Here is a 22634-nt window from a genome sequence, read left to right as displayed (position 1 = left end):
TACACTTTTCAGATAGCATTTAGTAAATATTAAAATGCATCGCATTGAAAAGTGATTTAAAACATATTACATTATCTAATTTTAAAACTGAAAATAAAGTTTCTTATGAGACAATTCGTTTAAGTTATCAGTTATTTGGTAAACCTTTGGGTGAAGCACCTGTTGTATTGGTTAACCATGCCTTAACCGGAAATAGTAATGTATGTGGAAAAGATGGTTGGTGGAAGGATCTTATAGGAAATAAAAAAGTAATTGACACCAATTCTTATACTTTACTTGCATTCAATATTCCCGGAAATGGCTATGACGGTTTTGTGATAGAAAATTATAAAGATTTTATAGCAAGAGATATTGCCAGGATTTTTCTTTTAGGTATTGAGGCTTTAAAAATCGATAAACTTTTCGCTGTTATAGGAGGTTCTTTAGGCGGTGGCATTGCCTGGGAAATGGCAGTGATTAATCCTAATATCACTGAACACCTTATACCTATTGCTACAGATTGGAAGAGTACGGATTGGCTCATTGCAAATTGTCAGATACAGGAGCAATTTCTACTAAATTCCAACAATCCTGTTCATGATGCCAGAATGCATGCTATGCTGTGCTATAGAACACCAAAATCTTTTAAAGAAAGATTTCAACGCACCAAAAATCAAGAATTAAAAATCTTTAATGTAGAGAGTTGGTTACTCCATCATGGCAATAAATTACAGGAACGCTTTCAGTTGTCCGCATATAAATTAATGAATCAATTGTTAAAAACTATTGATGCTACAAAAGATAGACAGGAAGATTTTAATGTGTTGGATTCTATCAATTCAAACATACATATTATTGGAGTAGATTCGGATTTGTTTTTTACAGCAGAAGAAAATAAAGAAACATATAAGCAATTGGCATTAACACATCCTAACGTAACCTATAATGAAATTAATTCGGTGCATGGACACGATGCCTTTTTAATAGAATATGAACAACTTGAAAAGATTATTGAAAGCATTTTCAGACCAAATTCAGAAAGTAAAAGAATGAAAGTATTAAAATTTGGAGGAAAATCCCTTGCTAATGAAAATGGTTTAGATAGAGCCATTTCTATTATAAAAAATAAAATAGAAGAAGGTGAAAAAATAACGGTTGTTGTTTCTGCTAGAGGTAATGCAACAGACCAACTTGAAACCATTTTAGATAAAGCAAGAAACAATCTATCTTATGATGAAGAATTTGAAAGCTTTAAAGAATATCAAAAATATGGAATAAATGAAATAGACTTTTCAGAAGAGTTTTCAACTTTGGAGCGCCTTTTTAATGGTGTAAAATTAATTGGAGACTATAGCAAAAAGACTAAAGATGAAGTTTTAGCTCAAGGCGAGTTGTTATCGATAAAAACGATATCATACTTGCTAAAACAGAATAATATAGATGCCGAAGCTGTAGATTCACGAAACTTAATAAAAACCAACGATGTTTTTGGAGAAGCGCAGCCTAACCTTCACATTTCAAAAGAAAATATTTTAAAATATTTTAAGCAAAAAAACGGAAATGTTGTCAATGTTGTGTCGGGTTTTATAGCCTCTAATAAAAACAACGAAACCACAACGTTAGGTAGAAACGGAAGCAACTATACAGCATCTTTATTAGCTAATTATTTAGACGCTGAAGAGCTACAAAATTATACACATATCGATGGTATATATACAGCAAATCCAGATTTGGTTCATGACGCAAAACGGATAGATGAACTATCTTATAGCGAAGCTAATGAACTTGCTAATTTTGGAACCACAGTTTTACATGCCAAAACCATAATTCCTTTATTAGAGAAGAATATTTCATTAAGAATCTTAAACACCTTCAATCCCGAAGATCAAGGAACACTGATAAAAGCAAGGACAAATCGTAAGGGTATTAAGTCACTTTCGGTTTTAGAAAATGTAGCGTTGGTTAATTTTGAAGGAAGAGGACTTCTTGGAAAAGTTGGTGTAGATGCCAGAATTTTTAAGGCATTGAGTAATCAAAATATTAGTGTTAGTATTATTTCTCAAGGCTCTTCGGAAAGAGGAATAGGCCTTGTTGTAGATGCCACAAAAGCTTCAGATGCTGTTATTGCTTTAGAGCAAGAATTCGAAAATGACTTCTACTCAAAAGATGTAAATAACATTTCAATTATTGACAATGTTTCTGTAATCTCTATAATAGGGCAGGATTTAAGCACTTTCCATAAACCTTTCAATGCTTTAATTAGAAATCAAATCATACCACTTTTATTCAATAACACAGTTACTGGAAGCAACGTGAGTTTGGTGGTTAAAAAACAAGAATTACATAAAGCTCTTAATGTTATTCATGGTGAAATCTTTGGCATATCTAAAAAAGTGAACCTTGCTGTCTTTGGTCATGGTTTGGTTGGCGGTGCATTGATAGATCAGGTGATTTCATCTCAAGACGATATTGAAAAACGAAAAGGAATTAAACTCAACATCTTTTGCATAGCCAATTCTAAACATGCCTTGTTGAATAAAAACGGAGTAGGTAACAATTGGAAAAAAGACTTGCAATCTCATGCCCATAGCTATCAAATAACAGATGTTCTTAATTTTGCTAAAGAACATCATTTGGAAAATTTAATAGCAATAGATAATACTGCCAGTAAAGATTTCGTAGAAAATTATAATACTTTAATTGAGAATGGTTTTGATCTGGTGTCTTCAAACAAAACCGCAAACACAATTCATTTAGACTTCTATAATTCATTGCGTGATAACCTTAAAAAATATCAAAAGAGATATCTGTACGAAACCAATGTTGGTGCAGGTTTACCTTTAATAGATACTATTAAACTGCTGCATCTATCTGGAGAAAATATTACAAGAATTAGAGGTGTTTTTTCTGGGTCTATTAGTTATCTGTTTAATAAGTTTTCTGTCGAAGAAAAACAGTTTTCAACAATATTAGAGGAAGCTATGAAACTTGGATTAACAGAACCAGATCCTCGTGAAGATTTATCTGGTAAGGATGTAGCAAGAAAGCTACTTATTTTAGCTAGAGAGCTTGATTTGTATAATGAAATTTCTGATATTCAGATTGAAAGTTTAATTCCAGAAAACTTAAAAGAGATTCAATTGGAAACATTTTTAGATTTATTGAATGGACTCAATGCACAATTTGAAGATTTAAAAAAGAATCTAAAACCTAATGAAGTTTTAAGGTATGTAGGAGATTTACATGGTAATTTAGAGAATGAGTATGGTGCAGAATTAGAAGTAAAATTGGTTTCAGTTCCAGAAAATTCACCTTTAGGTTCTTTAGGAGGTTCAGACACCATTTTTGAAATTTACACCGAATCTTATGGTGAACATCCTATAGTTATTCAAGGAGCTGGAGCTGGAGCACAGGTTACAGCAAGAGGTGTATTTGGGGACATATTAAGATTAACAGAAAAAAACATTTAAATAATGAGCAAAGATAATTTTGAAACAAGCGCAATAAGAACGCAAATAGAACACACACAATTTTTAGAGAATTCAAGTCCACTGTACTTGACTTCAGGCTTTGTATTTGAGAATGCTGAAGAAATGCGAGCTTCCTTTACAGAAGAAAAAGAACGAAATATTTACAGTCGTTTTACAAATCCAAATACTTCAGAATTTGTAGATAAAGTTTGTAAAATGGAAGGCGCAGAAGATGGCTTTGCATTTGCAACTGGCATGGCTGCTATATTTTCAAGTTTGGCAGCACTGCTAAATAGTGGAGATCATATAGTTTCTGCACGATCTGTGTTCGGGTCTACACATGTTCTTTTTACAAATTATTTTCCTAAATGGAATATCACAACAAGCTATTTTAATGTAAACGAACCTGATACAATAGAAAGTTTAATTACACCGAAAACGAAAATTTTATTTGCTGAATCTCCAACAAATCCTGCAGTTGATGTTCTGGATTTGGAATTATTAGGAAAAATTGCAAATAAGCATAATCTAATATTAGTTGTAGACAATTGTTTTGCAACACCTTATTTGCAACAACCCATAAAATTTGGTGCAGATTTAGTTGTTCATTCAGCTACCAAACTTATGGATGGTCAAGGTCGTGTTCTTGGAGGAATAACAGTAGGTAGAAAAGACTTAATAAGAGAGATTTATTTGTTTTCTAGAAACACTGGTCCATCATTATCACCTTTTAATGCATGGTTACTTTCTAAAAGTTTGGAAACACTGGTTGTTAGAGTAGATAAACATTGTGAGAATGCGTTGAAGGTAGCAGAGTTTTTAGAAAATCATGAAAATGTGAATTGGGTAAAATATCCATTTTTAAAATCACATCCTCAATATCAAGTTGCAAAAAAACAAATGAAAAAAGGAGGTAATATTGTAGCTTTTGAGGTTAAAGGAGGTATTGAAGCAGGAAGAAGTTTTTTAAACTCGATTAAATTATGTTCACTTTCGGCAAATTTGGGTGATACAAAAACCATTGTTACTCATCCTGCTAGTACAACCCATAGCAAGTTAAGTGAAGAAGATAGGTTGGAAGTTGGTATTTCTGATGGATTAGTTAGAGTTTCGGTTGGATTAGAGGATGTTTCAGATGTAATTAACGATTTGAATCAGGCATTACAATAATTTGATATTTTAGTTATCTTTGAAAGAATGATTTCAAAGAAAACAAAATACGGGCTAAAAGCGATGACTTATTTAGCTAGACAGGAAGATAGAAAGCCTGTTCAAATAAGTGTTATTTCAAAACATGAAAATATTTCACAAAAATTTTTAGAAAGTATTTTACTAACCCTTCGTAAGAATGGTTTTTTAGGTTCAAAAAAAGGAAAAGGTGGGGGTTATTATTTATTGAAAGATCCAAAAGATATTAAAATGGCTCCAGTAATGAGAATCCTTGAAGGACCAATAGCAATGGTGCCTTGCGTGAGTTTAAATTTTTACGAAACTTGTTCAGATTGTCCAGATGAGAACGCTTGTGCTGTTCATAATTTAATGATAGAAGTGAGAGATAGTACATTAAATATCTTCAATAATAAGTCTTTAGCAGATTTAATTTAACTAATTTTTATTAAAAAAATATTTGCATAGTATAAATTTTTGAATACTTTTGTTTAATAATCTACTACTCCGATAGGATAATGAGATTAATAAAATTAAAATTTGGAATATATAGTTATGAAAAACTTAAATATAGAAGAGTTAAATAGGGTATTAAGAGATAAGACACCAGATGAAATTATCGATTGGGCTTTAACGCTAACTGAAGAAAGAATAGTAACTACAAGCTTTGGAGTTTATTCAGAAGTCTTGTTAAGTACCTTTTTAAGAAAAGACAAGAACATTAAGGTTATTTGGTGTGATACCTTATTTAACACTCCTGAAACCTATGGCCATGCAATCAACATTATCAATAAATATAAATTGAATGTGCATACATATGTTCCTCTAAAGAGCAGAGAATATATTGACTCAACTTTAGGATTACCTGGAGTTGACGACCCAAAACATAAAGCGTTCACCGAAATTGTGAAATTAGAACCATTCCGTAGAGCTCTAGAAGAACATCAACCAAAAGTTTGGTTTACAAATATTAGAGTAAGACAAACAGAGTTAAGAAGCAAAAAAGATATTTTAAGTTTTAGTAAAGATGGAATTTTAAAAATAAGCCCTTTTTATTACTGGACAGATGGTGATTTAGATCGTTATGTAGAAGAAAATAATCTCACGAAAAATGATTCATATTTTGATGTCACTAAAGTCCTTGCTAATAGAGAATGTGGTATACACTTTCAATAATTGAAATAGATTATGCAGAGTTTTAGAACCGAAATAGAAAATCCAGTTGTAGAAAAAGACATTGTTGAGTTAGCTAAAAAGATTGAGCTATTTAATAATGGAAAAATTGATGAAGAGAAATTCAGAAGCCTTCGTTTGGCACGTGGTGTTTATGGTCAGCGTCAGGAAGGTGTACAAATGGTTCGAATTAAATTGCCTTACGGAAAAGTATTAAGTAAGCAATTACACAGAATTTGTGATGTTTCAGACGAATATTCTCGTGGTAGATTGCATATTACGACAAGACAGGATATTCAAATTCATTATGTAAGTCTTGAAAGAACACCTGAGCTTTGGTCAGAATTAGAACGAGATGACATTACACTACGCGAAGCCTGTGGGAATACAATTCGAAATGTAACGGCTTCGGAAACTGCTGGTATAGATCCTAAAGAACCTTTTGATGTATCACCTTATGCAAATGCAGTTTTCAAATTCTTTTTAAGAAATCCAATTTGCCAAGAAATGGGTCGTAAGTTTAAAGTCTCATTTTCATCATCAGATGAAGATACTGGTCTCTCATATATGCACGATCTTGGTTTTATTGCTAAAAATGAAAATGGAGTTCGTGGTTTTAAAGTAATGCTTGGTGGAGGTTTAGGCTCACAACCCAGACATGCAGACGTATTATATGATTTTTTACCGACAGACAAAATCATTCCTGTCATGGAAGGTGTTTTGCGGATTTTCGACCGTCATGGTGAACGCAGAAGCCGAGCCAAAGCAAGAATTAAATTTTTACTAAAAGACATTGGACTGGATGCTTTCAAAGAATTAGTCAAAGCTGAACAACACGCTATAGAATTTAAGTCAGTGCCTATTGATGCAGAATCTTACATTGCTTCAGCTCCAGTCCGTGTTGAAACTCCTCAAGTTGAAATTGAAGATCAGGAGGTTTTCAATCTTTGGAAATCTACCAATATTGTTCCTCAAAAACAAAAAGGATATGTTGCTATTGGAATAAAAGTCTTATTAGGAGATTTCTATACTGACAAAGCAAGATTATTAGCCGATTTGGTTGAAAAATACGCTGCTGGAGAAATACGTTTAACCTTAAGACAAAATATTTTAGTTCCATTTGTTAAAGAAGAATTAGTTCCTTTTTTCTATACAGAATTAAACAAAATTGGTTTTGCTGAAGCTGGTTACAATAAAGCAGTAGATATTACGGCTTGTCCAGGAACAGATACCTGTAATTTAGGAATTGCTAGCAGTACTGGAATTGCAGATGAGCTTGAAAGAGTTATCAAGAGTGAATACCCACAATATTTAGATAATAACGATTTAGTTATAAAAATAAGTGGTTGTATGAATGCTTGTGGTCAGCACAATATGGCTAATATTGGTTTTCAAGGAATGTCTATAAGAACAAAAGACAAATTGGTTGCTCCAGCATTACAAGTGTTATTAGGAGGTGGTAACCTTGGCAATGGTAAGGGTTATTTTGCGGATAAAGTAGTTAAGATTCCTAGTAGAAGAGGACCAGATGCTTTAAGACGTATTTTAAATGACTATGAAGCCAATGCGAAAAACACCTTATTTGTGGACTATTATAGACAGCAAGGCGAAAGATATTTTTATGAGCTTTTAACAGATCTTTCAGATATTTCAAATCTTTCGCAAGAAGATTTTATTGATTGGGGAAGTGAAGATGTATATGAAAAAGCAATTGGTATTGGCGAATGTGCTGGTGTAGTTATCGATTTAGTTTCTACTTTATTTTTAGAAAGTGAAGAAAAAATTGATGAAGCAATCACATCTTTTCACAATAAAGTGTATTCAGGTGCAATTTATCATGCCTATAGTTCTATGGTGAATTCTGCTAAAGCATTGTTGTTGGCAGAAAATGTAAAAACCAATACCCAAGCTGGAATCATAAGTCAGTTTGATGAAACTTTCGTTTCAAATAATAAAATTGAATTGGGGACTTCATTTTCAGAATTGGTGTATCAAATTAAAAAATATGCTCCTTCTAAAGAATTTGCTGCTGAATATATAGAAAACTCAAAAAGTTTTTTGAAAATTGTGAAGTCTTTTAGAGAAAAGGAAGTGGAAGAGAATGAAATTATTAAAAGAGCAGTTTAAAAATATTGATTATGATTTCTGGAGATCCAAAATTAACAGTAGTAGGAGCAGGTCCTGGAGATCCAGATCTAATCACGCTCAAAGCCATAAAAGCGCTAGAATCGGCAAATGTTATTTTGTATGATGCTCTTATAAATGACAAATTACTTAAATATGCGCCTATAAACTCTGAAAAGATATTTGTTGGAAAGAGAAAAGGTTGTTATGCATTTCAACAAGAACAAATAAATGAATTAATAGTAGCCAGAGCTAAAAGTCACGGACATGTTGTAAGGCTCAAAGGAGGCGATCCTTTTATTTTTGGGCGAGGTGCAGAAGAAATAGATTATGTAAAGCAATTTGGTATTGAAACGTATGTGGTACCTGGAATTTCTTCGATGGCTGCTGTTCCTGCATATCGAGGCATTCCATTAACTAAACGAGGAGCTTCAGAAAGCTTTTGGGTTATTACAGGCACAACAAAATCTCACAAATTATCTAACGATGTAGCTTTAGCAGCAAAATCTACGGCAACAGTTGTTATTTTAATGGGCATGGGAAAATTAGATGAGATAGTAAGCATATTTTCATCAGAAGGGAAACAAAAAACACCAATTGCAATAATTCAGAACGGAACGACAAAAGAAGAAAAAGTAGGAATTGGCACCATTGAAACTATTGGAAATATTGTAAAAGAAAAGCAATTATCATCTCCAGCTATCATTGTTATTGGAGATGTTGTAAGAGAGCGTGTTAAATTGAATTCAATTTCAGAAGAGATTATTCAAAATCAAAAAGTTGTATCAAACCAAATCGAGATATAATTCGAGATAAAATTATTAAGAAGACTATGGAAAGAAATAATTTGTATCCGATATTTTTAAAAATGCACAAACTTCAGGTATTAATTGTTGGAGGCGGAAATGTGGCGTTGGAGAAATTAACTTTTTTATTGAAATCTAGCCCGGATGCCAATGTTCAGATGGTAGCTACATTTTTTCGTCCAGAAACCATTGCATTAGCCAATAAATTTGAAATTGATATGATTACCCTTGCATATGACGATGCATTTTTAAATAAAAAGGATTTAGTAATTACAGCCACAGATAATTTAGAGGTAAACAATAGGATTTATGCCGATGCTAAACAAAGAAATCTGTTAGTAAATGTTGCTGATACTCCAGAGCTATGTGATTTTTACCTTGGTGGAATAGTTACCAAAGGTAATATTAAAATTGCTATTTCTACCAACGGAAAATCACCAACTATAGCGAAACGATTACGTCAATTTTTCGAGGATGTCATTCCAGACAATATAGACGATCTGGTTATAAACCTGAATCACTTTAGAAAAACAATTAAAGGTAATTTTGAGAAGAAAGTTTCAAGGTTGAATAAAATTACCGAAACCTTAATTAACAAGTAAAAAATGATTAAAACAGATATACTCATTATAGGTGCAGGACCAACAGGTTTATTCACCGTTTTTGAAGCAGGATTATTAAAATTGAAGTGCCATTTAATAGATGCTTTACCGCAACCAGGTGGACAATGTTCAGAGATTTATCCTAAAAAACCCATTTATGATATTCCTGGGTTTCCAGAAATATTGGCAGGTGATTTAACCAAAAACCTGTTAGAACAAGGCAAACAGTTTCAACCAGGATTTACTTTAGGAGAGCGTGCAGAAACTATAGACAAACTAGAAGATGGTTCGTTTATTGTTACAACCAACAAAGGAACAAAACATCATGCTCCTGTCGTGGCTATTGCTGGAGGTTTGGGTTCTTTTGAGCCGAGAAAACCTTTAATAGAAAATATTGCTTATTATGAAGATAAAGGCGTTGATTATTTTATTAAAGACCCTGAAATTTATCGAGATAAGAAAGTAGTTATTTCTGGAGGTGGAGATTCTGCTTTAGATTGGAGTATTTTCTTGGCAGATGTAGCATCAGAAGTCACATTAATTCATAGACGAATTGAGTTTAGAGGTGCTTTAGATTCTGTAGAGAAAGTTCAGGAATTAAAACTATTGAGTAAAATTAATCTGATCACACCAGCTGAAGTTACTGCGCTTCATGGTAATAAAAAGTTAGATGGTTTAACCGTTACAAAAGATAGTAAAAAATTATTACTTGAAACAGATTACTTTATTCCACTATTTGGTTTATCACCTAAATTAGGACCTATTGGAAATTGGGGATTGGAGATTGAAAAAAATGCTATAAAAGTTAATACTGTAGATTATCAAACTAACATTCCAGGTATTTTTGCAATCGGTGATGTAAATACTTACGAAGGTAAGTTGAAATTAATTCTTTGTGGTTTTCATGAGGCTACTTTAATGTGCCAATCGGCATTCAAGATTGTCAATCCAGGTAAAAAGCATGTTTTAAAATATACAACTGTAAGTGGTATTAATGGTTTTGATGGAAGTAGGAAAGAAGCGCCAAAAGCAGTAGTTCAGGCCATAAATTAACTTTAAATTTTGATTTTTTTCAGAATTAAAAAGTAAATTTATTTTTTAATTAATTACTGCTATGGGTTATAACCTTCGTTTAAAGGACGACATTGCAATTTTCACCAAACGACTTTTTTACGCCTTGTGTGATGATGCTGAAACACAGAAAAAGGAATTTTCAGAATTAGGTAAGACGTTTTGTAAAATAGTATCCAATACTTCGGAAGAAGATGTAGAAACCCTTTGGGATTTATTTATACAGAAAATGCCTTCAATCAAAAAAAGTATCGCTTTAGATGCTCTAGCTACAGAGCAGAACGATCCAGCATGTAAAGGACTTCAAGAAGTATATTTGGCATATCCAGGTTTTCACGCCATTGCGGTGTACAGGTTAAGCCATGAATTATTTAAACTAAATTTGCCAATCATTTCCAGAATGATGAGCGAATACATTCATGGTATTACAGGAATAGATATTCATCCAGGAGCAACTATAGGAGACTCTTTTTTTATTGACCATGGAACAGGTATTGTCATTGGTGAAACCTCAATAATTAAGAATAATGTCAAGATTTATCAAGGCGTTACTTTAGGAGGACTATCTATTAAGAAAAGTTTGTCAGCAACTAAAAGACATCCAACTATTGAAGATAATGTGACTATTTATGCTAATGCAACTATTTTAGGAGGAGATGTGACTATTGGAGCAAACAGTGTTGTTGGTGCTAATGTTTGGATAACCCAATCTGTTCCAGAAAATTCTTTAGTAACGTACCAGTCCGAAATTAAAATAAGTACTAGAAAAAAATGATTCAGAGTCAAAGCATATTAGATTTAATTGGTAATACACCTCTGGTTGAGGCCAGGCATATTATTTCTAAAAAAGATGTACGCTTATTTTTAAAAATGGAAGGAAAAAATCCTGGTGGAAGTGTAAAGGATCGTCCAGCATATAACATGATTAATGAAGCATTAAAACGAGGAGATATTAAAAAAGGAGATACTTTGGTTGAAGCTACAAGCGGAAATACAGGAATTGCTCTGGCTTTTATAGCACAGTTATTAGGATTGAAAATGGTGCTCATTATGCCTGAAAACTCTACTATAGAGCGTGTTAAAACTATGCGTTCTTATGGAGCAGAAGTCATTTTAACCAATTCTGAAAATGGTATTGAAGACTCAAGAGATTTAGCCTTCGAGCTTCGTGATACCAAAGGTTATACCTTGCTGAACCAGTTTGAAAATGATGATAACTGGAAAGCGCATTACAAAACCACGGGTCCAGAAATTTGGAGAGATACAAATGGCGATATAACACATTTTGTTTCGGCTATGGGAACAACAGGAACTATTACAGGAGTATCAACCTATTTAAAAGAGAAAAACAAAGATATTTCAATCATTGGAGCACAGCCAAAAGATGGAGCTAGCATTCCCGGAATTAGAAAATGGTCACCAGATTATGTCCCCAAATTTTTTGACCGATCAAAATTAAATGATGTTATCGAGGTGAGTGCGGAAGAGGCAAAAAACATGACTCGGAGATTAGCAAAAGAAGAAGGTGTTTTTGCAGGCATGAGCAGTGGAGGAGCAGTTTTTAGTGCTTTAAAGGTTGCCGAAAAAATTGATAAAGGTATCATTGTTACCGTGATTTGTGATATAGGTGATAGGTATTTATCTTCAGATTTATTTGAATAAAATTGGTTATATATTATTTATTACGTTATTTTACGCTCTAGTTCATAATTAGTATTGATGTTATCACGAAAGGCAGAGGGAATAGACCCTGTGAAGCCTTGGCAACCCTTTATTAAAAGAAGGTGCTAAATTCTACTTTATATCGATCATTTTTGATGTTAAGACAGATAACCACAAGTAAATCCCTTACTTTCCTGATGACATTTTACAGTAAATTACAGATAAGATGTCAAATATTAAACGAGTTTTACAAAATAGAATTTTAGTGTTGGATGGCGCTATGGGAACCATGCTACAACGCTATAATTTTTCTGAAGAAGATTATAGAGGCTCCAGATTTAAGGATTATCCAACTTCTTTAAAGGGTAATAACGATTTGTTGTCTCTTACACAACCAAAAGCAATTGCCGAAGTTCATAAAAAATATTTTGAAGCAGGAGCAGATATTGTAGAAACAAATACATTTTCGGGAACAAGCATTGGCATGGCAGATTATAACATGGAAAATCTGGTCTATGAACTCAATTTTGAATCGGCTAAAATAGCAAAACAAGTAGCAGAAGAGTTCACAAAACAGGAACCAAATAAACCACGCTTTGTTGCAGGAAGCATTGGACCAACAAATAAAACAGCGAGTTTATCACCAGATGTCAATAAGCCCGAATACAGAGCGATTACATTTGAAGAATTAAGAGTTGCTTATAAAGAACAAGTAGAAGCGTTGATAGACGGAGGAGTTGATATTTTATTGGTTGAAACTATTTTTGATACGCTCAATGCAAAAGCCGCTTTATTTGCGATAGACCAAGTTAAAGAAGAACGTGATATAGATATTCCAATAATGGTTTCCGGAACTATTACAGATGCATCAGGAAGAACATTATCTGGACAAACAGTTGAAGCTTTTCTAACATCAATTTCTCATATTCCTCTATTGAGCGTTGGTTTTAACTGTGCGCTTGGGGCAGATCAATTACAACCATATTTACAAAGGTTATCAAAAACCACTGATTTTTATACATCAGCACATCCAAATGCAGGATTGCCCAATGCTTTTGGAGAATATGACCAAACGCCAGACCAAATGCAGGTACTTATTGAGAATTACCTAAAAGATGAACTGGTCAATATTATAGGAGGTTGTTGTGGTACAACACCAGAACATATAAAAGCTATTGCAGAAGTTGCAGCAAAGTATAAGCCTCGAAAATTAGAGGTAGAAGTTTTATGGTTTTAGAGGTTGCCATATTAAATATAAAGAAAAACCTTTCAAAAGATTTCGAATTAGCTTTCGAAAAAGCAAAAACAATTATAGCATCAATGAAAGGATATAATTCTCACGAATTAAAAAAATGTGTTGAAGTTGAAGATAAATATATATTACTTGTCAATTGGCAAACCATTGAAGACCATGAAATAGGTTTTAGAACATCTAATGAGTACCAACTATGGAAATCTCTTTTGCATCATTTTTATGAACCATTTCCAATTGTCGAACATTACAAATAATGAATTTAAGAAATAAAAAATATCTTACACTTTCAGGTTTAGAGCCTTTGGTTGTAACTCCAGAAAGTAACTTTATAAATGTTGGTGAACGTACAAATGTTACAGGTTCCCGTAAATTCTTGCGTCTAATAAAAGAGGAAAAATATGAAGAAGCTTTAGATGTTGCCAGAGATCAGGTTGAAGGCGGCGCGCAAATTCTGGATGTCAATATGGACGAAGGTATGCTAGATGGTAAACATGCTATGGTAACCTTTTTAAATCTTATTGCATCAGAACCAGATATTGCGCGAATTCCTATTATGATAGATAGCTCTAAATGGGAAATCATTGAAGCTGGATTGCAGGTAGTTCAAGGAAAATCTGTTGTTAACTCCATTAGTTTAAAAGAAGGTGAAGCCATTTTTATTCATCATGCTAAATTGATAAAGCGCTATGGAGCAGCAATGATTGTTATGGCATTTGATGAAGAAGGACAAGCAGACACTTACCAAAGGCGAATAGACATTTGTAAGCGTTCTTATGATATTTTAGTGAATAAAGTTAATTTTCCTCCTCAAGATATCATTTTCGATCCTAACATTTTCCCTGTGGCAACAGGTATGGAAGAGCACAAACTAAATGCGTTGGATTTTTTCAATGCAACAAAATGGATTCGTGAAAACTTACCTTATGCCAATGTTTCAGGAGGAGTAAGTAATGTTTCGTTTTCATTTAGAGGTAATAATGTAGTTCGTGAAGCTATTAATTCAGCATTCTTGTATCATGCGATTCAGCATGGAATGAATCTCGGAATTGTAAACCCAACCATGTTGGAGGTTTATGATGAAATTCCTAAAGATTTGTTAGTACAAGTAGAAGATGTTCTCCTCAATAGAAGAGATGATGCAACAGAACGATTATTAGATTTTGCCGAAACTGTAAAAGGGAACGAAAAGCAAGATGAAACGAAAGTATTAGAATGGAGAAATGACCCTTTGCAAGATAGAATTACACATAGTTTGGTAAAAGGCATTGATGCCTTCATTGTAGAGGATGTTGAAGAAGCCAGACAAAGTGTTTCAAGACCTATTGAAGTCATAGAAGTACATTTAATGATTGGGATGAATGTAGTTGGCGATTTATTTGGAAGCGGAAAAATGTTTCTTCCTCAAGTCGTAAAGTCCGCTCGTGTGATGAAAAAGGCTGTCGCTTATTTACAGCCATTTATTGAAGCCGAAAAAGATGGAAAACAAGAATTTGCTGGTCGTGTTTTAATGGCAACCGTAAAAGGTGATGTCCATGACATAGGTAAGAATATTGTTAGTGTGGTTTTAGGTTGTAATAACTACGAGATCATAGATTTAGGTGTCATGGTTCCACCTGAAAAGATTATTGAAGCAGCCAGAAAAGAACAAGTAGATATTATTGGTTTAAGTGGCCTCATTACACCTTCATTAGATGAAATGGTCTATGTTTCTAAAGAAATGGAAAAACAAGGCTTCAATGTGCCTTTACTCATTGGTGGCGCGACCACTTCCAGAGCTCATACTGCAGTAAAAATTGCACCTAATTATTCAAACACTGTGGTTCATGTCAACGATGCTTCAAGAGCAGTAACGGTTGTTGGTAATTTGCTTCAAAAGGACAGTAGAGTTTATAAAGAACAAATTCGTGAAGAGTACGAAAAATTTAGAGAGCAATTTTTAAAGCGAGGAAAAAAGAAAGATTATGTGACTATTGAAGAAGCCAGAAAACGAAAATTCAAAATTGAATGGAAGGATTCAAATATTGTAAAACCAAATCAATTAGGAATTCAAATTCTGAATGATTTTAATATTGAAAAATTGGAGAACTATATAGATTGGAGTCCGTTTTTCAGAAGCTGGGATTTGCATGGAAGGTTCCCTGAAATATTAAAAGATGAAGTTGTAGGAGAACAGGCAACAGAATTATACAACGATGCACAAAGCCTGTTAAAGCGAATTTTTTCAGAAAAACTTCTCACAGCAAAAGCTGTTTTTGGTCTTTTTCCGGCTAATGCCATTAATGATGACGATATAGAAGTATATGATGAATCTGGTGAGCTAGTTCAAACATTCTTAACCTTACGTCAGCAATTAGACAAGCGCGAAGGCGTTCCTAATTTTGCATTGGCAGATTTTATTGCACCCAATGATTCTGGTATTCAAGATTATATTGGAGCTTTTTGTGTGACTACTGGATTTGGTACAGATGAACTAGCAAAACAATTTGAGAAAAATCATGATGACTACAATTCTATTATGATAAAAGCTTTGGCAGATAGATTGGCTGAAGCCTTTGCAGAATATCTACATAAAGAAGTAAGAACAAATTATTGGGCTTATGCCAAAGATGAAAACCTATCTAACGAAGAATTAATCAAAGAAAGTTATAAAGGTATTCGTCCAGCACCTGGTTATCCTGCATGTCCAGATCATTTAGAAAAGAAAACCATATGGAAGTTATTGAAAGTAGAAGAAAACATAGGAGTTAAACTTACAGAAAGTTTGGCTATGTGGCCAGCTGCCAGTGTAAGTGGTTATTACTTTGCAAATCCAGAAGCTAAATATTTTGGATTAGGAAAAATAACTCAAGACCAATTAAAAGATTATGCCAAGCGTAGAAATATTAGTGAAGAAGTAGCAGAAAAATGGTTAAGCCCTAATTTAGCAGATTAATATGAAAATAACAGAACACTTAAAGAAATCTAATGGGAAAACATTGTTTTCCTTCGAAATAATTCCACCTCAAAAAGGAACCAGCATTCAAGAATTATATGATAACATTGATCCGTTAATGGAATTCAATCCACCTTTTATAGATGTTACAACATCTCGTGAAGAATACGTATATATAGATAGAGATGGACTATTAGACAGGAAAATTACCAGAATGCGTCCAGGAACTGTAGGTATTTGTGCTGCCATAAAACACAAATATGAAGTAGATACTGTTCCGCATGTGCTTTGTGGCGGATTTACAAAAGAAGAAACTGAATATCTCCTAGTAGATTGCCATTATTTAGGAATAGAAAATGTTATGGCTTTACGGGGTGATGCTATGAGTCATCAAAAATATTTTGAGCCCACCAAAGGAGGTAATGAGTTTGCTTCAGATTTGGTTGTTCAGATTAAAAATCTAAATAAAGGAAAATATTTGCACGAAGTCATTGAAGCTACCAATAAATCTGATTTTTGCATCGGTGTTGCTGGTTATCCAGAAAAACACATTGAAGCTCCTTCATTGGAATCAGATTTAAAAAGACTAAAACAAAAGGTAGAATTAGGTGCAGATTACGTAGTTACTCAAATGTTTTTTGAGAATAAAAAGTATTTCGAATTTGTGAAAAAAGCTAGAGAATTTGGAATTGATGTACCCATAATTCCAGGAATAAAACCTATTGCTGTAAAAAGACATTTACAATTATTGCCTCAAGTTTTTAAAATAGATTTACCCGAAGATTTAATTGCCGAAGTTGAAAAGTGTAAAAACAATAAAGAAGTTAGGCAATTAGGTGTAGAGTGGTGTATAGAGCAATCTAAAGAGCTACTAGCGGCAGGCGTTCCTGTATTGCATTATTATTCTATGGGTAAGAGCGATAATATAAAAGCGATAGCTTCGCAAGTATTTTAATTATTCTATTACTTTTGTTTTAGAATAAATTACATGAAGCAACTTTTAGCTTATCTCTTTTGTTTCTTTTTTGCTATGGGCTTTTCTCAAGAGAAGCAGGTGTCTTCATCTTATTTAGATGTCAATTACTTTAGTGGCAATATTGCTTTACATAATGATGATATTCTTCATTTAATTACGGGTCATCCTGAAGGCTTTATTTTTAGTTGGAACAAGAAAACTTTTGGAAATAAAGAATGGGAACAGCGTTTTGGGTATCCCGATTATGGAATTTCGTTCGCTTACCAAGATTTAAAAAATGACGTTTTAGGGAATAATTATTCTATTTATGGTCATGTCAATTTTTATTTTTTAAATCGACATGCTTTTTTAAGATTAGGTCAAGGTATTGCTTTTACTACAAATCCTTATGATGAAGATAGTAATCATAAAAACATTGCTTTTGGGTCTAAATTTATGAGCAGTACCTACGCCATGATTAATTATAAGAGAGAACGTATCTTTGATAGATTTGGTTTGCAAGCAGGTTTGAGCTTAATTCATTATTCGAATGCCAATGTAAAGGCACCAAATACAAGTGTCAATTCAATAACTTTTAATGTTGGAATTACGTATAATTTAGATGATGAAAATCATGAATTCATTAAAACAGTTACCAAAGAAAAGTTTACGGAACCTATTAAATTCAATTTAGCGTTTAGAAGCGGAATCAACGAAAGCGATATTATTGGTAGTGGTCAATTTCCTTTTTATGTGTTTTCGGGTTATGCAGATAAACGCATTAATCAGAAAAGTGCCTTACAATTTGGAACAGACGTGTTCTTTTCAAACTTTTTAAAGGAATTGATTTATTATAAATCCATTGCTTTTCCTGAAGAGAATGTAAAAGGTGAAGAAGATTACAAACGTGTTGGCATTTTTGCTGGGCACGAACTTTTCATCAATAAGTTGAGTTTGGTGACTCAATATGGTTATTATGTGTATTATCCTTACGATTTTGAAGGTAAAACCTATATTAGAATTGGACTAAAACGGTATTTCGGAGAAAAATGGTTTGGTGCAATAACCTTAAAATCGCATGGAGCAAGGGCAGAAGCTGTAGAATTTGGTATTGGAGTAAGATTATAAATGATTTGACATTCCATACTTGATACGGAATTCAAAAAAAATAACATAGATTCTGCATCGTAGTGCAGAATGAAAAAATGAAGAAAATAGTTTACATAACGAGTTTTATTTTACTTTTTACGTGCAATAGTGAAGACGCTGGTGATTGTTTTCAAACTTCAGGAAATTTAATTCAACAAGAAGTTACAATAGAAGCTTTCGAAAAAATTCTAGTAAATAGAGATATAAAGTTGGTAGTAAAACAAGATGTAAATTATAAAGTTGTTATTGAAACAGGGAAAAACCTCATGAATGATGTTAAGATCAAAGTTATAAATGATCAACTTATTCTAAATGATGATAATACTTGTAATTATGTTCGTGACTACGGAATTACCACCATATATGTCTCCGCTCCAAATGTTACAGAAATAAGAAGCTCTACACAATACGATATTGTTTCAGAAGGTGTGTTGAATTATAGCAGTTTAAGGTTACTTTCAGAAGATTTTAATGTGCCTGATACATTTACCATTGGAGATTTCCGGTTGGAAATCAATTCAGCGAATTTGAACATTACAGCTAATGGCTTATCGTCATTTTATATTTCAGGAACAGTTGAAAATGCGAACATTGGATTTTATGCAGGATCCGGACGGTTTGAAGGCAGAAACCTATTAGCCCAAAATGTAGAGGTGTATCATCGAGGAAGCAACACTATGATTGTAAATCCGCAATTATCCTTAACTGGACAACTTCTCGGGACAGGAGATTTAATTTCTGTAAATCAACCCTCAATTGTTGATGTTGAAGTTGTATACACGGGAAATTTAATTTTTGAATAAAGACATAGCTTGTTTTGCTATTTCTAATTCTTCATTTGTTGGAATCACCAAAATGCTAACTTTAGAATTTGTATGATGTATGGTTCTAATGCTACTAGATTCCATTTCGTTTTTGTCTTTATCAAGTTGAATGCCTAAAAAATCTAATTCTTCAGAGACTAATGTTCTCATGTAATGTGAATTTTCACCAATTCCTGCCGTAAATACAATCGCATCCAATCCATTTAAGATAGTAGCATAACTGCCAATATATTTTTTTATGCGATAAGCATTCATTTTCAATGCTAATTGGCATGCTTTGTTACCACTTTCTGCCTCACTTTGTATATCTCTTAAATCGCTAAAACCAGTAAGGCCAAGCATGCCGCTTTTCTTTTGTAAAATTGATTTTATATCGTCTATTTCTATTCCCAATCTCTCATTTAGGTAAAAAATAATGGAAGGATCAATATCACCAGAACGTGTTCCCATAATTAAACCACTTAAAGGAGAGAAGCCTAAAGAATGATCAATACTTTTGCCATTTTTAACAGCTGTCATACTACAACCATTTCCCAAATGGATTGTTATTATTTTAGATTCTTTTTTATTTAAAACCCCTATTGCTTTTTCTGAAACATATTTATGGCTTGTACCATGAAATCCATACATGCGAATATTGTACGTGTCCAAAAACTCATTCGGAATGGCATATTTATAAGCATATTCTGGAATAGTTTGATGAAAAGCAGTATCAAAAACCGCTACTTGCTTTGCATTTGGAAATACATCTTCTGCCACTTCAATGCCTTCTAAATTTGCAGGATTGTGTAGAGGTGCTAACATAGACAACGCTTTGATTTTTTCTTTCACCACAGCTGTAATTTCTGTGGTTTCAGTAAAATGTTTTCCACCATGTACTACTCTGTGCCCTACAACTGCGATTTCATCAGGAGATTTAAGTATTCCGTTATTTTTGTCTAAAAGTTGTTTAGTTAAAAGTTCCAGTCCCATTTTATGGTTTAGAATTGGTGTTTTCAATTTAATGTTCTCGTTTTGAGTATTAAATTTGAAATTCGCATCATCAAAACCAATACGATCAATCAAACCAGAGCATAAAATGGTTTCATCTGGCATTGCAAACAACTGAAATTTTAAAGAAGAACTTCCTGAATTAAGTACTAATACCTGCATGAATTAAATTTCTTGAGCTTGAATAGCTGTTATGATAACAGTGCTGTAAATATCATCTACTGTACATCCTCTACTAAGATCGTTAACAGGTTTGTTTAGACCTTGTAATACTGGGCCGATAGCTAATGCTCCAGTTTCTCTTTGCACGGCTTTATAGGTGTTGTTTCCGGTATTCAGATCTGGAAAAATTAGAACACTGGCATTTCCAGCTACTTCTGAATCTGGCATTTTGCTTTTTCCTATTCGCATATCGACAGCGGCATCATATTGTATAGGACCTTCTATTTTTAAATCTGGCATTTTAGTTTTTGCAATATCTGTAGCATGTCTTACTTTTTCAACATCAACACCTTTCCCTGAAGCACCAGAGGAATATGAAAGCATAGCAATTTTTGGATCTATACCAAACTCTTTTGCAGTTTGTGCAGATGAAATAGCAATTTCTGCCAACTCTTCTGCATTTGGATTTGGGTTGATGGCACAATCTCCAAAGACGGAAATTCTGTCTTCAAGGCACATAAAAAATACGGAAGAAACAATATTTACACCAGGTTTTGTTTTAATAAACTGCAAAGCAGGTCTCAAGGTATGTTGAGTAGTATGTATAGCGCCAGACACCATTCCATCTGCATGGCCTTTATAGATCATCATGGTTGCAAAATAAGAAACATCAGACATGGCATCTCGTGCCATTTCTAAATTCACGTTTTTATGTTTTCTTAACTCATAAAAGGTGTTGACATAATCTTCAAAGTGAGGAGAACTGGAAGGAGAAACTATATTTATTGCATTGGTGTCCAAAAAAATATCAAATTTCTTGATGCGTTCTTTAATTTTTTCTTCATCTCCAATTAATGTCAATTCAACAACATGCGCATTAACCAATCTTGCCGCTGCTCTTAAAACACGCTCATCATAACCTTCTGGTAGGACAATGTGCTTCTTGTTTTTTAAAGCACGCTGTAATAAATTATACTGAAACATTCTAGGTGTTAATATTTCAGATTTAAATGTAATTAAGCTGTCAGCTAATTTATTAGTATCTACATGTTTTTCAAATGTGGTAATAGAGGTTGTGATTTTTTCAGTATTATCTGCATATATTTTTGCTTTAATCTTACCAATGTTATTGGTTACATGATAGGTGCCACCATTTACACTAATTATTGGTACAACGCTTGAAAGACCTTCAATGAGTTTTAAAATAGATGCTTCTGGTAACAGACCACCAGTGAGTACAATTCCAGAAATTTTAGGATAATTGTTTGATATATTGGCTTGCAGAGCTCCAAGAATAATGTCAGCTCTGTCTCCTGGTGTGATGACAAGAGCATTTTCTTTAAGGTGAGTCAGGTAATTCCGCAACTGCATAGCACCAACACTAAAATTTTCAGACAGGTTATTTATCATATCTTTTCCAAAGATGATTTTGCCATTCAATTCACTTACAATCTCTTTTATTGTTGGGCTTGATAAATTATTCACTTTTGGGATCACTGTTATGTCAGTACCATCATTAATACGAGATCTTAATAAACCCTTTAACGTGATGATATTTTCAGGATCTGTTTTGTTGACCATTATTGAAAGCACATCAACGTCCTGTTTAAAAGTGTCAAAAGCCAATTGAACACTATCAACAATTTCATTAAATTCTTTTTTATCTCCATGAGAGACGATGATTACAGGAAGACCTAAATTTTTTGAGATTAAAATATTGATATCCAGCTCAAGAATTGCACCTTCATGAGAAAAATCGGTTCCTTCCACCAAAACAAAATCAAATCGATCTTCTAGGTGTTTATACTTTCGGATAATTTCATCAATTACGTCACCAGATTTCCCTTGATTATATAAATCGAGTACTTGTTTTCTAGTAAAGGCATACGTTTTTTTATAGCTAATGTCAATCTCAAAGTGTGACAGTACAGTATTAATGTGATGGTCCTTCTCACCAACGTCCACATCTTCAATAATTGGTCGAAAATAACCTACTTTGGCAGTTTTTCCCAAGAGCATACGCATTAAGCCCAGAACAACAACAGATTTACCGCTGTTAGGCTCTATGGTTGCAACATAAATTCCTTTGTTCATAATTGGTTTTACAGTGTTGTAAAGATAATTATTTACTTACTTTTTGGATGAAATAAGTATTCTAATTTTAAAAAATTAAATGATCTATTATACAGTAAAATTACTACCTCTTTGTTTTGATAAATATGATTTTTATCATACTATATTTTGTCGATAGAAGTTTATTATGGGATTTGAACAAATCTATAATGGGCAGCTTATTTTTAAAATTAAAAAAAA

The 22634-nt window shown here is 33.1% G+C and carries 18 protein-coding genes and 1 riboswitch; of the genes, 16 read left to right on the top strand and 2 right to left on the bottom strand.

The window, feature by feature from the left end; genetic code table 11:
• Positions 1-44: 44 nt before the first annotated feature.
• The 16 genes from thrA (at position 45) to AAFP94_RS06430 (ending at position 19148) form a co-directional block, all read left to right on the top strand.
• A complete protein-coding gene (thrA, locus tag AAFP94_RS06505; RefSeq protein WP_316661724.1) occupies positions 45-3449 on the top strand; it encodes a bifunctional aspartate kinase/homoserine dehydrogenase I in 3405 nt (1134 codons plus the stop codon).
• A 3-nt stretch (positions 3450-3452) separates the two neighbouring features.
• Positions 3453-4619 carry a trans-sulfuration enzyme family protein gene (locus AAFP94_RS06500; RefSeq protein WP_316661723.1) on the top strand — a complete coding sequence of 389 codons (1167 nt, stop codon included), beginning with the start codon at positions 3453-3455 and terminating at the stop codon, positions 4617-4619.
• 27 nt (positions 4620-4646) lie between these two features.
• Positions 4647-5054 (top strand): RrF2 family transcriptional regulator, encoded by a 408-nt coding sequence (locus tag AAFP94_RS06495; protein ID WP_316661722.1) that lies wholly within the window; start codon positions 4647-4649, stop codon positions 5052-5054.
• Positions 5055-5171: 117 nt separating this feature from the next.
• On the top strand, positions 5172-5792 hold the full coding sequence (locus AAFP94_RS06490) for a phosphoadenosine phosphosulfate reductase domain-containing protein (protein WP_316661721.1): 621 nt from the start codon (positions 5172-5174) through the stop codon (positions 5790-5792).
• A gap of 12 nt (positions 5793-5804) precedes the next feature.
• The gene (locus tag AAFP94_RS06485; protein ID WP_316661720.1) at positions 5805-7916 is read left to right on the top strand and encodes a HEPN domain-containing protein; all 2112 of its coding nucleotides are present in this window, start codon (positions 5805-5807) and stop codon (positions 7914-7916) included.
• A gap of 11 nt (positions 7917-7927) precedes the next feature.
• On the top strand, positions 7928-8719 hold the full coding sequence (gene cobA, locus AAFP94_RS06480) for a uroporphyrinogen-III C-methyltransferase (RefSeq protein ID WP_316661719.1): 792 nt from the start codon (positions 7928-7930) through the stop codon (positions 8717-8719).
• Positions 8720-8745: 26 nt separating this feature from the next.
• Positions 8746-9321: a precorrin-2 dehydrogenase/sirohydrochlorin ferrochelatase family protein gene (locus AAFP94_RS06475; protein WP_316661718.1), complete on the top strand. Its 576-nt coding sequence runs from the start codon at positions 8746-8748 to the stop codon at positions 9319-9321.
• 3 nt (positions 9322-9324) lie between these two features.
• On the top strand, positions 9325-10374 hold the full coding sequence (locus tag AAFP94_RS06470) for an NAD(P)/FAD-dependent oxidoreductase (RefSeq protein ID WP_316661717.1): 1050 nt from the start codon (positions 9325-9327) through the stop codon (positions 10372-10374).
• A gap of 61 nt (positions 10375-10435) precedes the next feature.
• On the top strand, positions 10436-11167 hold the full coding sequence (gene epsC / locus AAFP94_RS06465; protein ID WP_316661716.1) for a serine O-acetyltransferase EpsC: 732 nt from the start codon (positions 10436-10438) through the stop codon (positions 11165-11167).
• The gene (cysM, locus tag AAFP94_RS06460; RefSeq protein WP_316661823.1) at positions 11167-12054 is read left to right on the top strand and encodes a cysteine synthase CysM; all 888 of its coding nucleotides are present in this window, start codon (positions 11167-11169) and stop codon (positions 12052-12054) included. The genes epsC and cysM overlap by 1 nt, the downstream gene beginning before the upstream one ends.
• Before the next feature lie 57 nt (positions 12055-12111).
• Positions 12112-12228, top strand: a riboswitch (SAM riboswitch).
• 52 nt (positions 12229-12280) lie between these two features.
• A complete protein-coding gene (locus AAFP94_RS06455) occupies positions 12281-13291 on the top strand; it encodes a homocysteine S-methyltransferase family protein (RefSeq protein WP_316661715.1) in 1011 nt (336 codons plus the stop codon).
• Positions 13282-13563 carry an antibiotic biosynthesis monooxygenase family protein gene (locus AAFP94_RS06450; RefSeq protein WP_316661714.1) on the top strand — a complete coding sequence of 94 codons (282 nt, stop codon included), beginning with the start codon at positions 13282-13284 and terminating at the stop codon, positions 13561-13563. Before AAFP94_RS06455 ends, AAFP94_RS06450 begins: the two co-directional genes overlap by 10 nt.
• Positions 13563-16241 carry a methionine synthase gene (gene metH / locus AAFP94_RS06445; protein WP_316661713.1) on the top strand — a complete coding sequence of 893 codons (2679 nt, stop codon included), beginning with the start codon at positions 13563-13565 and terminating at the stop codon, positions 16239-16241. Before AAFP94_RS06450 ends, metH begins: the two co-directional genes overlap by 1 nt.
• A 1-nt stretch (position 16242) precedes the next feature.
• Positions 16243-17196 carry a methylenetetrahydrofolate reductase [NAD(P)H] gene (gene metF, locus AAFP94_RS06440; RefSeq protein WP_316661712.1) on the top strand — a complete coding sequence of 318 codons (954 nt, stop codon included), beginning with the start codon at positions 16243-16245 and terminating at the stop codon, positions 17194-17196.
• 33 nt (positions 17197-17229) lie between these two features.
• Complete coding sequence (locus AAFP94_RS06435; RefSeq protein ID WP_316661711.1) at positions 17230-18324, top strand: acyloxyacyl hydrolase; 1095 nt, start codon at positions 17230-17232, stop codon at positions 18322-18324.
• 77 nt (positions 18325-18401) lie between these two features.
• A complete protein-coding gene (locus tag AAFP94_RS06430; RefSeq protein WP_316661710.1) occupies positions 18402-19148 on the top strand; it encodes a head GIN domain-containing protein in 747 nt (248 codons plus the stop codon).
• Here the strand turns inward: AAFP94_RS06430 and AAFP94_RS06425 are convergent.
• Both AAFP94_RS06425 and pta read right to left on the bottom strand, forming a co-directional pair.
• Entirely contained in the window at positions 19134-20321 is a 1188-nt protein-coding gene (locus tag AAFP94_RS06425; protein WP_316661709.1) for an acetate/propionate family kinase, read from the bottom strand. The genes AAFP94_RS06430 and AAFP94_RS06425 overlap by 15 nt on opposite strands.
• A 3-nt stretch (positions 20322-20324) precedes the next feature.
• The gene (pta, locus tag AAFP94_RS06420; RefSeq protein WP_316661708.1) at positions 20325-22415 is read right to left on the bottom strand and encodes a phosphate acetyltransferase; all 2091 of its coding nucleotides are present in this window, start codon (positions 22413-22415) and stop codon (positions 20325-20327) included.
• Positions 22416-22634: the final 219 nt, after the last annotated feature.

Origin of the sequence: Gilvirhabdus luticola, assembly GCF_040117515.1 — a bacterium.
Taxonomy (GTDB): Bacteria; Bacteroidota; Bacteroidia; order Flavobacteriales; family Flavobacteriaceae; genus Gilvirhabdus; species Gilvirhabdus luticola.
The sequence above is the reverse complement of the archived record's forward strand: the minus strand, read 5'-3'. Positions and strand labels throughout refer to the sequence as shown.